This is a genomic window from Pantoea sp. alder81, from assembly GCF_020179835.1.
Lineage (GTDB): Bacteria > Pseudomonadota > Gammaproteobacteria > Enterobacterales > Enterobacteriaceae > Pantoea.
The window spans coordinates 863,566-878,288 of the sequence record NZ_JAIUDA010000001.1 but is presented as its reverse complement, the minus strand read 5'-3'; the positions used below and the strand labels follow the sequence as shown (position 1 = coordinate 878,288).

Here is a 14,723-nt window from a genome sequence, read left to right as displayed (position 1 = left end):
GCCTAATGCCATCACAACAGATAAACAAAAAATAACATAACGCACTGCGTTCATTGTTTCAGCGAGGAAACTATGTCAGCCGAATCACCTGCAGCCGATTATTCAGGCACAGAAAACCAGCGCCTGTCTGAAACCCGATCAATCGATTACATTCCGCTCCGCGAACGTCATGGCCACCCTTTCAGCCAGTTCACACTCTGGTTTGGCGGTAACCTGCAAATTACCGCTATTGTTACCGGTGCTCTCGCCGTAGTGTTGGGCGGCGATGTGGTGTGGTCGCTTGTGGGTCTGTTGGTGGGCCAGATTATCGGTGCCGCCATTATGTCGTTGCATGCCATTCAGGGCCCGCGTCTTGGCTTACCGCAGATGATCACCAGCCGCATGCAGTTTGGTGTGTTTGGTGCGGTGATCCCGCTGGTGCTGGTATGCATTATGTATGTCGGATTTTCGGCCAGCGGCACCGTGCTGGCCGGTCAGGCACTGGCAAAGCTGATTAATGTGAGCAACGCGATGGGTATGATCCTGTTTAGCGCCATCATTGTGGTGATTGCGGTGCTCGGATACCGGGTGATTCACAAGCTGGGAAAAGTGGCGAGCGTGATCGGTGTGCTGGCCTTCGCTTATCTGTTCATCACCCTGCTTTCCACGCATGATTTATCGGCGGTGTGGCAGAATCAGCACTTCACTATCGCCAACTTCCTGCTGGCCGTTTCACTCTCATCTTCCTGGCAGATAGCCTTTTGCCCGTATGTTTCTGATTACTCGCGCTACCTGCCTGCTAACGTATCGGCGAAGAAGCTGTTCAGTTCGGTGTTTTTCGGCACTGTATTAGGCACACAAGCCTCGATGACATTGGGCGTCATTGTGGCAGCAATTGCCGGAAAAGCGTTTTCCGGTAATGAAGTGGGATATATCGTTGGTCTGGGCAGTAGCGCCACTATGGCGATGGTGATCTACTTCGCCATCTGCTTTGGCAAGATTACTTTCACGACTCTGAATGCCTACGGCAGCTTTATGTCACTCACCACCATCGTGTCAGGCTTTCGTCAGCAAACGTCCCTCAGCCGAGGCGGACGTATTTTGTTTGTGGTGCTGATGGTCACGATTGCCTGCATTATCGCCCTGATCAGTGAGCCTGCCTTCCTCAAGTCGTTTACCCATTTCCTGTTGTTCCTGCTCGCTTTCTTTGTCCCATGGAGCGCAATCAGCCTCACCGATTTCTATCTGATCACCAAAGGGCGCGTGGATATTCCGGCGCTGTCACAGCCTGATGGCCGATACGGCCGCTGGAACTGGGTTGGGATTGTGGTGTATTGCCTCGGCGTGATGGTGCAACTGCCCTTTATTGATAATCCGCTGCGCCATGGCTCATTAACCTGGATATTTGCCGGTAATGATGTGTCGTGGATTATTGGCTGGTTTGCCACCGCATTAATGTGGTTAGCCGCGCGTAGATGGGATCGACGCGGGACGCTGGAAAGGTCAATCTACCCTGCTGAGTGACGTTGTCACGGCCGCCGTCTAAGGCGGCCGTTCTCTTTACTTATCGTTAGTAAAACGCCCGACAAGGGTTGCGGCACCCAAACTGTGACCTTTCAATTTGGCAATCAATTCATCATGTGTAAGTCCCGCAGGTAATTGATTCACCGGCAAGTCTGTGGCCACCATAACGAAGTTATAATGATGCATACCACTTCCCACCGGCGGACAAGGACCATAATAACTTGTGGTGCCTGGCGAATTCTTACCGCCGGTATAACCTTCGCCTTTAGTTAACTCGCCCTGCGCAAACTGCGTGCGATCCGCCGCGATGTTATAGGCCACCATGTGCGTCACGCCTAAGCCTTTGCCACCCACGGGATCGGTGAGCATCAGCGCAAAACTGCGGGTGCCGGCCGGCGCATTTGACCAGCTTAAAGCAGGCGACACATTGTCGCCAGTGCATGACGGGTTACTTTTATTGTTGCCCGCAAAGGTTTTATCCAGCATGGCACTGTCGTTAAAATCCGATGATTGCAGCGTAAATACCGGGGCAGCCAGTACGGTTCCCGGAAGCAGCGCCAATAATAGTGCGCGTTTGAACATCATCATTTCTCACTCCTGTTGATGAAAAAATCAGCCAAAACATCAAGTATATAACCTGATCACAATCATGCCGCAGACTACACTGCTGAAAGCCCTCTTTGAAACGCAGGAGCATCGGATGCCAGCCTCATCACTCGCGTTGTTTACCGCCGCCACGCAGCAATGGTTTCGCCACACTTTTAAAGCAGCGACGCCCGCTCAACAGCAAGCCTGGCGAGCCATTTCGAGCGGTAAAAATTGCCTGGTGATTGCGCCTACCGGTTCAGGTAAAACGCTGGCGGCATTTCTTTATGCGATTGATGCCCTGTTCCGTGAGCGCAGTGGCGCAGAACTGCCTGAGCGGAGCCACAGGACGCGCATTCTTTATCTTTCACCGGTCAAAGCACTGGCGGCGGATGTTCAGCGCAATTTGCAACGACCTTTGGCGGGAGTGGCTGACGAGCGGCGCAAACTCGGTGAACCGGAGATCGCGATTGAGGTGGGCATGCGTTCAGGCGATACGCTCAGCAGCGAGCGGGCAAAATTACAGCGCCGTCCACCTGACATATTGATCACCACGCCCGAATCCTTATTCCTGATGCTGACGTCGAAAGCTCGCGACACGCTGAGCGGCATCTCCACCGTGATTGTTGATGAAGTACATGCCGTGGCGGGCAGTAAACGTGGCGCGCATCTGGCGCTCAGTCTTGAACGGCTGGATGCACTGCTCGCGCACCCTGCGCAGCGCATCGGTCTCTCCGCCACGGTAAAACCCCCGGAAGCCGTCGCACAGTTTCTTGGCGGGAGTCGCGAAACGCTGATCGTTAATCCTGCCGCACAGCGTCCATTGCAGCTCACCATCCGTGTACCCGTTGAAGATATGACGGATATCCAGCAGCGCCCCGATAGCCGTTCCGTTCAGGATGCCACACTCTCTGCCGGTTCCATCTGGCCACATATTGAAGCCGGGATTCTGGATGAGGTATTACGCCATCGCGCCACATTGGTGTTTACCAATTCTCGCGGCTTGGCTGAAAAACTCACTGCGCGACTGAATGAACTCTATATGCGCCGCCTGGGAGAACAGCCCCCTGCGCCAGAAGCATCCTTTGCCTACGGTTCTTTTACCGCCGGCACGGAAAAACGCAATATCACACCGGATGACTTATTGGCCCGATCCCACCACGGTTCTGTCTCCAAAGAGCAACGGTTGGAAATTGAAAACGCGCTCAAAGCGGGAGAACTGCGCTGCGTTGTCGCCACATCAAGTCTGGAGCTGGGGATCGATATGGGCGATATCGATCTGGTGATCCAGGTGGGTGCACCGCCTTCGGTTGCCAGTGCGCTCCAGCGCGTCGGGCGCGCGGGTCACCAGGTCGGTGGCACGCCGAAAGGCATCATCTGGCCGCGTACCCGCCGCGATTTGGTGGATGCGGCAGTTATCGTCGAGTCAATGATGGCAGGTGAACTTGATGCGATTACCCTGCCACACAGTCCGCTGGACCTGCTGGCGCAACATACGGTCGCCGCCGCCTCAATGGACACCCTGGAAATCGACAGCTGGTTTGAGCTGGTGCGGCGCGCAGAACCGTTCAAAACGTTACCGCGTAACGCATTTGACGCCGTATTGGATATGCTAGCCGGGCGTTATCCTTCCGATGAGTTCGCCAACCTGCGACCCCGCGTCATTTGGGATCGACAAAACAATACCCTCACCGGGCGGCCTGGCGCGCAGCATCTGGCCGTCACCAGCGGCGGCACCATCCCGGATCGTGGGATGTTCAGCGTTATGCTTCCCGAAGGTGAAGAACAGACGGGCGCACGTCGCGTCGGGGAACTGGATGAAGAGATGGTCTATGAGTCGCGAATTAACGACATCATTACCCTGGGCGCGACATCCTGGCGTATTCAGCAAATCACCCATGACCAGGTTGTGGTGGTGCCTGCGCCGGGCCGTTCAGCGCGTCTGCCATTCTGGCATGGCGACAGCCTTGGCCGTTCAGCGACACTCGGTGAAACGATTGGTGGCTATTTACGACACGCCAGTAATGAGGCGTCACTGCCCGGCGACAGTCTTGACGCTAATGCCCGACACAATATAAAAAGCCTGATCGCAGAACAAATTCAGGCAACGGGCGAATTGCCAACCGATCGCAACCTGTTGATTGAGCGCTGTCGGGATGAAACCGGCGACTGGCGTCTGATCCTTCATTCGCCATATGGCCAGCGTGTGCATGCACCCTGGGCGCTGGCGGTTGCGGAACGCATTGGGCGCATCATGGGCATCGATCCAGCCGTGGTCGCCAGCGATGATGGCATCGTGGCACGTTTCCCCGATAGCGAAGGCCGGGTGCCCGGTGCCGAGCTCTTCTTGTTCGAGCCCGATGAACTGCAACGCGTCGTGACGGCATCCGTTGGGCATTCGGCGCTGTTTGCCGCCCGTTTCCGTGAATGTGCTGCCCGCGCCCTGCTGTTGCCGCGCCGCAATCCCGGTAAACGTTCACCGCTTTGGCAGCAACGTTTGCGTGCAGGCCAATTGCTCGAGGTGGCACGTCAGTTTGCAGACTTTCCCATCCTGATTGAGACGGCACGCGAATGTTTGCAGGACGTTTACGACCTGCCTGCACTGCATCATTTGATGGCACGTATCCATCAGGGTGACGTGCGGTTAACCGAAGTCACGACAGAAACACCCTCGCCGTTTGCCGCACCGCTGCTGTTTGGTTACGTCGCCGAATTTATGTATGCCAGCGATGCGCCTCAGGCGGAACGGCGCGCTTCGATGCTGGCACTCGACAGCAATCTGCTGAGTGATTTACTGGGCCAGGTGGATATGCGCGAACTGCTGGAACCCGCAGTGATTGCGCGTGTTGAACAGGAATTGCAGCGTACCGTGGCGGAGTATCAGGCGCGCAGTATTGAAGCTCTGATAGATATGCTGCGCGAGCTGGGTCCGCTATCAACCGAAGAACTTGCCGCCCGTTTTACGGGCGATGACCCGCTTGAGCCCGGTTTGCTCGCCCTGCAGCAGGTGCAGCGAATCATCAATGTAAACATTGCGGGTACCGCGTGCTGGACGGTGGCTGAAGATGCAATACGTCTGCATGATGCGCTGGGTTGCGCTCTGCCTGACAATCTCCCTGCTGCACTGCTCGAACCGGTTAACCGCCCATTGCATGATCTGCTGGGGCGCTACGCACGCACGCATGCGGTGTTTACCAGTTTGCAGGTAGCCCAACGTTTTGGCCTCGGACGCGCCGTTGTCGATGAAGCTCTGGAACAACTTCGCCAGCAAAATAAATTGTTTAAAGGCGATTTTCTGTCCCCCGAACCTGATGAGTCCGCGCAGTGGGCAGCCGAAAGCGTGTTCCGCCGCTTGCGCGTGCGGTCGTTACAGTCCGCGCGCGACGCGACTCAACCCGTTGTACCGGCCGCCTATGTGGCGTTTCTGCTTGAGCGTCAGGGGCTGTTGAGTGATGCGAGCGCCCGGCAGACACAAGGCGCCTTCTCAGGGCTGAATGGCGTGGTCAGAGTCATTGAACAACTGGCGGGCGTGGTGCTGCCAGTATCATTGTGGGAATCACAAATCTTCCCTGCACGCGTTCGGGATTATCAGCCTGCGATGCTGGATGAATTGTTTTCATCGGGAGAAGTGATTTGGGTCGGTCATACTTCATCAAACGTGCATGACGGTCTGGTTTCCCTGCATTTGACTGAGTTCGCCAGCGAAACAATCCCTGCTTTAGATAATCAAGTGACGTTGTCACCCATTGAGGCGTACTTACTGGCGCTGATGCAGGATGGCGCGGGTTGGTTCGTCAGGCAGCTGCTCCCGCGCATAACCGAAAGCCTGGATAACGGAGAAATGATTGATCCAACGGACGTTTATCAGGCTCTTTGGCAACTGATCTGGCGCGGAGTCCTCACCATCGATACCTGGTCGGCGTTGCGACATCTTAGCCAAATGGCCATCACACCCAAACCGCGCCCTGTGCGTGCACGCCACGGACGGCACAGTCGCGCCAGTTTTAACGCCAGTCGCGCCGCAGAACCCCGTTTATCACTGAACACCATGGCCGGTCGCTGGTCGTTGATCCCTCGCCAGCCGATTGCCGACACCGAACGCGCGCTGGCATTAGCAGAAAATATGCTCGATCGATTTGGTGTCATCACGCGGGGATCCGCTATCGCCGAGCAGATCCCCGGCGGCTTTCCGGCGTTGCAACCAGTGCTGCGCGGGATGGAAGATGCCGGCCGACTGTTGCGCGGGCGTTTCATTGCAGGCATGGGCGCGGCACAGTTTGCCGATAACCCTGCTATTGATCGACTGCGTCAACTCGATGCGGGCAAGCCAGTGCGGCATGCTCACGTCGTCGTATCTGCAGTTGACCCCGCGAACCCCTACGGTTTAACACTGCCATGGCCGCTCAGTATCACCGGAGCCAAACCCACGCGCCGCACGGGCGCTTTCGTGGTGATCGCCAGTGGGCACGTGCTGCTTTACCTTCCACCTGGCGGTAAAGAGCTGATGACCTTTGATGCGCAGGATAGCGACGAAGACCTTCATGCCGCGCTGGTAGCGCTGGGCCAGGCATTAAAGCGCGAGAAGCACCTTAATTTCATCCTCGAGCGCATTAACGATCAATCTGTCGGACAATCCAGTCTGCTCACCGCGTTAAAAGAAGCCGGTTTCTCCCGCGTACCCAAAGGCTACAGCTGGGACGGCTACCAGGCGCGCTGACGATAATCCTGTAGTTGCATCCTCTCCAGCTGGCGCGGCGTAGCAACGGGCCACGGTTGCTGCGGGAACAGGTAGAGCCGGATGCTGAACAGATGGAACAGCGGCGTCAGCAAACCGTCATCCTGTTTTGCCAGCCGTTCCAGCATCAGCAGCAGCCAGTCGAGTTCGTCCAGTAAATCCTGATGAGGCGGTGTTTGCAGCGATTTCAGGCGACGCTTCAGGAACAAGGCCAACTCGTGAAACATCTGTCCGCTGTCCAGCTGATGTTTTGCCAGCAGATCTTTATGGCGGGCGTAGTAATCAAAACTGTTCACGCCCAGCCACACTTCCGTCAATAACATTCCGGCAGTCGACATATCCGGTTGTGGATCCAGTCGTAAACGCGGCAGTACCACGTTGACTTTATCCAGCATCAAACTGATAAAGCGTTGTCTGCCCAGCAGCGATGAACCGGTACGTTCAAGTTCTTTAATGAAGCGCAACAGCTCACGTAACCCCTGACGTACCGCGCGCCGCGCCGTCCATGAGGGGCGTTTGTTGCGCATCAGCACGGTCACAATCACCGCAAAAAGCACGCCAGCCAGCGAGGCAATCGCATTGTTAATCAACAACACCAGATCCGGCTTGAGATGATGGCCTAAACCGATAAAACCAGGAATCTGGATAGCAACGCTGATACCAATCATATTGGTTGAGGGGCGCGCAATCATCAGGCCCAGTATCAATAAGCCCGGCAGCAGACAAATAATCAGTGCTTCAAATGAGGTCGCCTGCGGCAACAGCAGCGCCACATAAATCACGCTGATAAAGATGGCCACAATCACGCCGCGCACAAACAATTTCATTGAGGTCAGTGGCGTATCCATACTGGCAAAAAGTGAACTCAGGATGGCGGCCATCACCGGTGCCGAAGCGCCATCGTGCCAACCCGTGCCAATCCACAGTAAACAGGAACCAAAAATCGCGCAAAAGGCGGTTAATGCAGAAAGTCTGATCAACCCTTTGTCGTAGAAACGATGGGTGCGTTTGCCGCGGGCGGGCGTGGTGTCGCCCGAGAGATCGCTGACCAGCCCGCCGACGCTTTGATAGGCACCCGCAATGCGCACAAAGTCCGCCATGCGCTCCAGTAAACCGGTAAACAGCAGGCAGTGCTCAATCGGTAACTCCCCGTTACGCCAGGCTTGATTGATATCATTCTGACAACGACTTAATTCCAACTGTATACCGCTGGTCTCCCCGACGGCTTCGCCATCGTTTAGCCAATGCAAAAACAGACGGAACGCCACCGCGACGTTGTCCGGGAAGGTAATCTGCAGCGCTGATAATCGCTGCAGGCGCAGCTCAATCGCGGTGAGCGTGGGGATCAAATAAGAGAGATGTTGATACTGCACGCTGACCAGACGAATCAAACGCCGCGCCGCATCGCCTTCATAGACGCAGTGCGTAATCAGAATTTCCACTTGCTGTGGATTAGTCGCCATACGCGTCAGAATTTCATCGCGCTCAGGAGATTTATCGCCAGAAATGCCTGACAGCAAATCGTGGCACAACTTGCGGGCATTCAAATACCACTGGCTGACACTCTGCTCCAGCAAGCTACGCATCGATACCGGAAACAAAAGTGCGTGCACCAGACTGCTGCACACTGTACCGACCGCGATCTCTTCAATACGGGATAACACGGTATTGGTGATCGACAACGGCGTCATGACTTCAGGAAAACCCATGATTGCGGCGCTGTAGCCTGCCAGCATGAACACATAGCTTTTCGGTGTGCGATCGTGCAGCGAAAGGTAAAGACACACACTCACCCACAGCGAAATGATGAAGCTGAAAAGTAATGGGTGTTCAACGGTAACGGGAAAAACAAAGAAGATAAACACGCCGCCCAGCAAGGTGCCGAGCATACGAAACAATGATTTTGAAATGGTGGACGCAGAATAAAGCTGGGAAGCGATGAAGACCGTGGTAATCGCCCAGGCCGGTTTATCCAGGTTGAGTTCGAGTGAAAAGTACAATGCCAGAAAGGCAGCCAGACAGGTTTTTACAGCAAAAAAAACGGTGTTTTTTGTAAACCACTGCATGACAGTATTGAGACCAGACGGCACTAAGTGCGGCGTATCCTGCCAGAATATTCAATCTACTCACGGCGATAAATATGTCAGATTGTTACAGCATCAAATTTGGTGATATTGGCTGGCAATCAATATCAGGATAATTGTTAAGGGTTACTAATGGTCAAGGCAATAAATCCATATCCATTTACAGAATCTCTATGATTTATAAGCCTATTGATCCAAGACTTGTCATCAGTCAGATAAATGTGTTCTGGATCACACTTTTCCAAATAACCCCTGTGATAACAACGGCTCCATAAAAACATTTCGCGCAATCTGGCGCAGAAATTTGCGCCAGATCATCGCAAGGTGAAAGTCAGTTGCTCACCACCATTACCCAGTTCGCATCTTTGCCAGCCGGTGCTTCACCCACACGCTTCAGCGAACCACTTTTGGCATCAATGGCGTAGCTTCTTGTCACCGCGCTTTTTTCACCGCTGGCGATGAGCCATTTTCCGTCTGGCGTTATGGCAATACTGCGCGGCTGCTTCTCAACCGGCCAACTGCCAATTAGCGTCAGTTTGCCACTGTGTGGATCAACCTGGTATCCGCTTACCGTGCTGCTGGTACGTTCGGTCACATACAGGAAATGACCGTTTGGCGTTAGGTGAATATCGGCTGACCAAATCCGTGGCGTGGTATCACTGTAGCCCGCTGGCCGCTCAAGTCCATGCTGCAACTTATACTCTGTGGCCACAGCGTTGGGTGTTTCACTGACTTTGACCAGCTCGCCGCTCGGTTCACGGCGAAACTGGGTGATGATGCCGCCCATCTCGCCGACGTTATATAGATAGCGTTGATCCGGTGATAACACCGAATGACGCGGGCCATTTTCGTCGGCGGTTTTTACATAACCGTTGCCCAGCGCGCTTAACTCACCCTCACCACTCAGCTTCAACTGCAATACGCGGTCAGTGCCGAGATTGCCGACGTAGGCGGTTTTACCAGCATCATCAACGATCACCGAATGTGCCGCATGGCCGGTTTTATAACTGCCAACCGGTGGCGCGATCACTTTGCCATCTTTGCCTAGCCGATAGACATGCACCACATCGCCATCGTAAGAGGCACCCAGCAGGAATCGCCCCTGCTTGTCGGTGCTGATATAGGGATAACTGGCCGTAGCCGGCACTGCTGCCTTCTGATTAAGATCGCCGGTTTCGCGATCGATCTGCCAGCTAACCAGTTGCAGTGGTTTGCTGCGAATGGCCGCATATAAATGCTGATGGTCGGCACTCAGTGCCAGCGGCATCACTTTTCCGCCTGCCTGAGTGCGGCCAAGCAATTGCAATGCGCCGGATTGTTCGTCCAACGCGTAGCGGGCGATGGTGCCATCATCGGCTTCTGAGACGTAGACAAAGGTCTTTGCCAGCAGCGGCGCGCTGAGCGCCATCGCTGTGAGTAATGTGGCTACCTGAAAGGTTTTCTTCATGTAAATTCCTTAGCGAACCAGAGCCGGACGTTTCGCGTCAAAACGCCAGTTATCAATCAAAAACTGCATGCCCAATGCATCGTTACGGTTTTTATCAGGCAGTGCGTTATAGAGGGCATGTGCCTGTTCGACGCGCTCCATATTCAGTTCAATGCCCAAACCTGGTCCCGGCGGCAGCTCCAGATAGCCATCACGAATTTGCGGGGGCTGGTGGCTGAGTTGCTGGCCATCCTGCCATATCCAGTGCGTATCAAAGGCGGTTTGACGATCGCCGGGCGCTGCGGCACCAAGATGAGCAACCATCGCCAGTGAAACATCAAAGTGATTATTAGAGTGGCAACCGGTGGTAAGGCCCCATTCGTTACACAGCTGCGCGACAACGTTGGCGTTGCGCATCGTCCAGAAATGGGGATCGGCGAGCGGGATGTCGATAGCATTGAGCTGCAGAGCATGCTGTAACTGCCGCCAGTCATTGGCGATCATATTGGTAGCAACCGGCACACCAGTGGCGCGACGGAATTCCGCCAGCGTCTCGCGCCCGGAATATCCCTGCTCTGCGCCACAAGGATCTTCCAGGTATGGCACTTTGCCTGCCAGCTGTTTACCAAAGCGAATGGCTTCATCCAGCGACCAGCTGGCATTGGGGTCCACAGTGACGCGAGAGTGTGGAAACCGCGACAGCAAGGCTTCTACGGTTTCTACTTCCTGCTCGCCATGCATGACGCCGCCTTTTAGCTTGAAGTCCCGAAAACCATATTGTTCTACTGCCGCTTCTGCGAGCCGCACCACCGCAGCACTGTCCATTGCCGGTTGATGGCGTTGCCGGAACCAGCCATCCGCTTCGTCATCACCCGAACGGTAGTGCATATTCGTGCGTTGACGATCGGCGATATAAAACAGATATCCCAACACCGGAATGCGCTCCCGCTGTTTACCGCTGGCGAGCAGATCCGCTACCGGCAGATCAAGGAATTTACCCTGCAAATCGAGCAACGCAGCTTCAATGGCCGCCGCCGCGTTGTAAAACTTCTCAGGATTCATCTGCGGAATATGAATGTCGTTGGTGTGCGAAGTCTGCTGCTGCCGCGCGTCGCTGGCAAAGAGTTGACTGAGCGTGGCGTTAGCGCGCATCAGCGAGCTGCCAATGATCAGAGGGCGAAACTGTTCCAGCAGTTGCAACGTTGAAGCGTGGCACGGTGATTCCCCCACGCCGCTGTTGCCCGCTGAATCAGTCAGTAGCACCAGAATACGGGTGAAGTAGCAGTTATGCGCCCCGCCGATGTTCAGCAGCATGCTGTCGTATCCGGCAACCGGAACGATGCGCATCGATTTAATGACTGATGTGTCGGACATGGTTTCTCTCCGTGTGACCGAATGCAGGGGGAACAGGTTTACGACGCAGCAGCAGCCAGACCCCGGTGATAACCGATACGCTGGTCAGCGCATACAGCCCGCCGGTGGTGCTGCCGGTATGCAGTTCAAGATAGCCAAACACGGTGGGTGCAAAGAATCCGCCGAGGTTACCGATTGAGTTGATGAGAGCAATGCCGGGCGCGGCGATTGAAGCAGGCAACTCGCTTTGCGGCATTGGCCAGAAAAAGGCGGCGCTGACTTTTGAGCCAATACAGGCGACGATCATCGCGACAAAGCCAAACCAGGGTGTCCCGGTGGTGGCCATAAAGGTGCCGCAAGCGGCAATGAGCATGGCAATGCCCAGCCCTTTGTCCAGCTTATCGCGGTAGCGGTCGGTGGTTTTACCCAGCAGGAACAAGGCAACAATGGCACATAACCAGGGAACGGCGGTCAGCAAACCAATTTCAAAGCTGTTATAGCCCTGAATGCGCTGGATAATTTGCGGCAGCCAGAAGACCAGGGTGTAACCGGTCATGGTCATGGTGAAAAAAATCAGGCAATAAAACAGCAAGCTGCGATCGCGCAGTAAACCCCAGCGGCCATACTCTCTGGCATTCACCTCACGTGCGGCGTCTTCTAAGGCTAACTGTGCTTGGAGAGCACGCTTTTCACTGTCACTTAGCCATTTGGCATCCTGAGGTTTCGAGACCAGTACCAGCGCGGCCAGCAAACCGATCACAATCGATCCGCCCCCTTCCAGGAACATCACCCATTTCCACCCGGCCAGCCCATTCACCTCATGCAGCATCAGAATGGCGCCGGTCAGCGGGCCGGAAAAGAGAAACGCGCTGGCTGTGGCACTGAGCACCATCGCGGTTGCCCGTCCGCGCCATGCGTTCGGGACCCATTGGCGAAAGTAGAATAAGACGCCAGGGAAAAAACCAGCCTCTGCCACGCCCAACAAAAAGCGCAGGACATAGAAATGCAGCGGCGTGCTTACAAACCCGGTTAACACGACGACCATACCCCAGGTGATCATGATGCGAGTCAACCACACGCGCGCACCCAGTTTTTTCAACATCATATTGCTGGGCACTTCGAATAGCGCGTAACCAATAAAGAACAATCCTGCGCCCAAACCAAAGGCCGCGGCACTGATCCCCGCATCCGTCTGTAACTCGGCTTTGACGAATCCGATATTGGCTCGGTCAATCTGGTTAACAATCAGCATCAGCGCCAGCATCGGGATGATGCGACGGAAAAACTTAGCGATTGCGGAGGCGATATGCGCGTCGTGATCTGCTGCTAAATCATAAGATTGTTGAACCGTCATGCGTCACCTGTTGGGTTAATTGCACCGCTATAGGTATACGCAGCCGATTAAAGGGCGGTTATGTGAGAATGCCCGAGACCGTTTGTGCAGATGTTGAAGGGGCTTTAATGTTCAATGCGTTAGCGGTTTTCACTGCGTAAAGTTTTGTGTGGGTTTGTGCGCTGGCTCACTGGGAAGGTAGATGCCTCTCTACGCTATCAAAGTAGTGAGTCAGTTTTTCGTTTTTTAGGTCGTTTGACGTCAGTGGTTAAAAATACATTGTTAGTCGCCACGCTGCGAGTAAGAGAATGGGCAATGGATTCCCTAAGCGCAGGGAAATCATCGAAAATCGGGTTGTTATTTATTTGGTCACTGATGATATCTGCGAACTGTTCAATGATATCAGAAGGCTTGATGATTTTAAGTTCACGCGCAAACTTCAGCAGATTATCTCGATTGGGGAATGCTTTGCTTTTATTTAATTTAAGCGCCAACTCTTTATCCGTAGTTGGATAAATGTCTGTATTGACCACGTCATAGAGTGGGGATAACTTTGGCGATCCATTATTGTCACTGGCATACAGTAATGAAAAGTTCTTTAAATGCGCGTCACCGTTCCCTACCATGCAGCTAAAAATAACATAGCGCCAATACAACTCAACCTGGGACTGATCGCGCGTAAACAAACTCACAATTTTCCCACCCGTTTCATAAGAACCACTGTATTTATGATCTGATGTTTTCCCCGATAGCACACAGAAGTCCTCCATGGCGAGACGCTTATTATGCTGAATATCAAAGCGTTCCATGATAAATAATTCTTTATTATCAGAAAGCCAAAAGTCGGCCACCGGCAAGCCACAAAGCTTCGCCAGGGACATACAGATAAATTCATTTTCTGCTAATCGTGGGTACTCCTCATCACCCGTTTTCGCTATAAGATTGGGGTACAAGACGGTGCCACGATTCTCAGTACTGATCATTACTTTAGGTTGCACACCTGAAATAGAGGTTTGTAGCAGGTATTTATTCAGCAAATATTGAAAAGCGCTTTCTTTATGATCCCAGCGCAGTAAATCGTCCAGTTTTTCCGGCGAAGGCCGGGGGAAGTCAATCTCACTTTTATACGATAATGCGCCTATTCCAGTGTCCTGCTGTAATGCGAGAAAAAGCATATCACTCACGTTTCCCACATAACGGCGTAAACGTTCAGCAATGTGGTAGCGAACATAGCCTTCAGGTATGTTCATCTCAAAAATATTAAATAATCGACTACCGTTATAACCGATCCGATTTTCCGCCAACATGGTAAGCGATACTGGGCGCGCCATTTCAGACAAATAACTGAAATTGTAACTTCCCCGTTCATGCAACAATCTGCCGCTGTACTCACCCCCGCTAAACACGTCAATGTAACGCAGTGGCTTTGCCAATTGGTTGAAATCATTCATCGTTAAACAGTGCCTCCAGTTCATCCAGTTGCGGTATGCCCGCTGACTGCACGGAAAGTTTTAGTTCGAGCGCATTGAGATACAACGTCAACACCTTGAGCGACCCTGAATAAAGGCCGTTCTCAATCTGTGAGATCACTGTGCGGTGAACACCTGAATGCAAGGATGCTATGGCTTGCGTCCACTTTTTCGCCTTACGTTTTTCCTGGCACTTTCTGCCGATATCTTGCATGCCTGGCAGCATACGCCTCCA

The 14,723-nt window shown here is 53.8% G+C and carries 9 protein-coding genes; 2 read left to right on the top strand and 7 right to left on the bottom strand.

Annotated features, from left to right (window positions below; translation table 11 throughout):
* Window positions 1–72: 72 nt before the first annotated feature.
* Window positions 73–1,503 carry a purine-cytosine permease family protein gene (locus LBW88_RS04170; RefSeq protein WP_224928368.1) on the top strand — a complete coding sequence of 477 codons (1,431 nt, stop codon included), beginning with the start codon at window positions 73–75 and terminating at the stop codon, window positions 1,501–1,503.
* A 36-nt stretch (window positions 1,504–1,539) separates the two neighbouring features.
* Here the strand turns inward: LBW88_RS04170 and LBW88_RS04165 are convergent, their stop codons facing one another.
* The gene (locus LBW88_RS04165; RefSeq protein WP_414004062.1) at window positions 1,540–2,091 is read right to left on the bottom strand and encodes a YbhB/YbcL family Raf kinase inhibitor-like protein; all 552 of its coding nucleotides are present in this window, start codon (window positions 2,089–2,091) and stop codon (window positions 1,540–1,542) included.
* A 112-nt stretch (window positions 2,092–2,203) separates the two neighbouring features.
* Here LBW88_RS04165 and LBW88_RS04160 point away from each other — a divergent pair, with 112 nt between their 5' ends.
* On the top strand, window positions 2,204–6,805 hold the full coding sequence (locus tag LBW88_RS04160; protein WP_224928371.1) for an ATP-dependent helicase: 4,602 nt from the start codon (window positions 2,204–2,206) through the stop codon (window positions 6,803–6,805).
* Here the strand turns inward: LBW88_RS04160 and LBW88_RS04155 are convergent.
* The 6 genes from LBW88_RS04155 to LBW88_RS04130 all read right to left on the bottom strand — a co-directional run bounded on the left by LBW88_RS04155 (window position 6,790) and on the right by LBW88_RS04130 (window position 14,714).
* Complete coding sequence (locus LBW88_RS04155) at window positions 6,790–8,889, bottom strand: FUSC family protein (RefSeq protein WP_224928374.1); 2,100 nt, start codon at window positions 8,887–8,889, stop codon at window positions 6,790–6,792. The genes LBW88_RS04160 and LBW88_RS04155 overlap by 16 nt on opposite strands.
* A gap of 349 nt (window positions 8,890–9,238) precedes the next feature.
* Window positions 9,239–10,354: a lactonase family protein gene (locus LBW88_RS04150; RefSeq protein ID WP_224928377.1), complete on the bottom strand. Its 1,116-nt coding sequence runs from the start codon at window positions 10,352–10,354 to the stop codon at window positions 9,239–9,241.
* A 9-nt stretch (window positions 10,355–10,363) separates the two neighbouring features.
* Window positions 10,364–11,707 (bottom strand): enolase C-terminal domain-like protein, encoded by a 1,344-nt coding sequence (locus LBW88_RS04145; RefSeq protein WP_224928380.1) that lies wholly within the window; start codon window positions 11,705–11,707, stop codon window positions 10,364–10,366.
* Window positions 11,685–13,040, bottom strand: a complete 1,356-nt coding sequence (locus LBW88_RS04140; RefSeq protein ID WP_224928383.1) for an MFS transporter — start codon at window positions 13,038–13,040, stop codon at window positions 11,685–11,687. The genes LBW88_RS04145 and LBW88_RS04140 overlap by 23 nt, the downstream gene beginning before the upstream one ends.
* 197 nt (window positions 13,041–13,237) lie before the next feature.
* On the bottom strand, window positions 13,238–14,470 hold the full coding sequence (locus LBW88_RS04135; protein ID WP_224928387.1) for a type II toxin-antitoxin system HipA family toxin: 1,233 nt from the start codon (window positions 14,468–14,470) through the stop codon (window positions 13,238–13,240).
* Window positions 14,463–14,714 carry a helix-turn-helix domain-containing protein gene (locus LBW88_RS04130; RefSeq protein ID WP_224928389.1) on the bottom strand — a complete coding sequence of 84 codons (252 nt, stop codon included), beginning with the start codon at window positions 14,712–14,714 and terminating at the stop codon, window positions 14,463–14,465. Before LBW88_RS04130 ends, LBW88_RS04135 begins: the two co-directional genes overlap by 8 nt.
* Window positions 14,715–14,723: the final 9 nt, after the last annotated feature.

Excerpts from the sequence above, each read along its gene's own strand:
- LBW88_RS04170 (WP_224928368.1), top strand. The coding sequence starts at position 73 with ATGTCAGCCGAATCACCTGCAGCCGATTATTCAGGCACAGAAAACCAG.
- LBW88_RS04165 (WP_414004062.1), bottom strand. The coding sequence starts at position 2,091 with ATGATGATGTTCAAACGCGCACTATTATTGGCGCTGCTTCCGGGAACC.
- LBW88_RS04160 (WP_224928371.1), top strand. The coding sequence starts at position 2,204 with ATGCCAGCCTCATCACTCGCGTTGTTTACCGCCGCCACGCAGCAATGG.
- LBW88_RS04155 (WP_224928374.1), bottom strand. The coding sequence starts at position 8,889 with ATGCAGTGGTTTACAAAAAACACCGTTTTTTTTGCTGTAAAAACCTGT.
- LBW88_RS04150 (WP_224928377.1), bottom strand. The coding sequence starts at position 10,354 with ATGAAGAAAACCTTTCAGGTAGCCACATTACTCACAGCGATGGCGCTC.
- LBW88_RS04145 (WP_224928380.1), bottom strand. The coding sequence starts at position 11,707 with ATGTCCGACACATCAGTCATTAAATCGATGCGCATCGTTCCGGTTGCC.
- LBW88_RS04140 (WP_224928383.1), bottom strand. The coding sequence starts at position 13,040 with ATGACGGTTCAACAATCTTATGATTTAGCAGCAGATCACGACGCGCAT.
- LBW88_RS04135 (WP_224928387.1), bottom strand. The coding sequence starts at position 14,470 with ATGAATGATTTCAACCAATTGGCAAAGCCACTGCGTTACATTGACGTG.
- LBW88_RS04130 (WP_224928389.1), bottom strand. The coding sequence starts at position 14,714 with ATGCTGCCAGGCATGCAAGATATCGGCAGAAAGTGCCAGGAAAAACGT.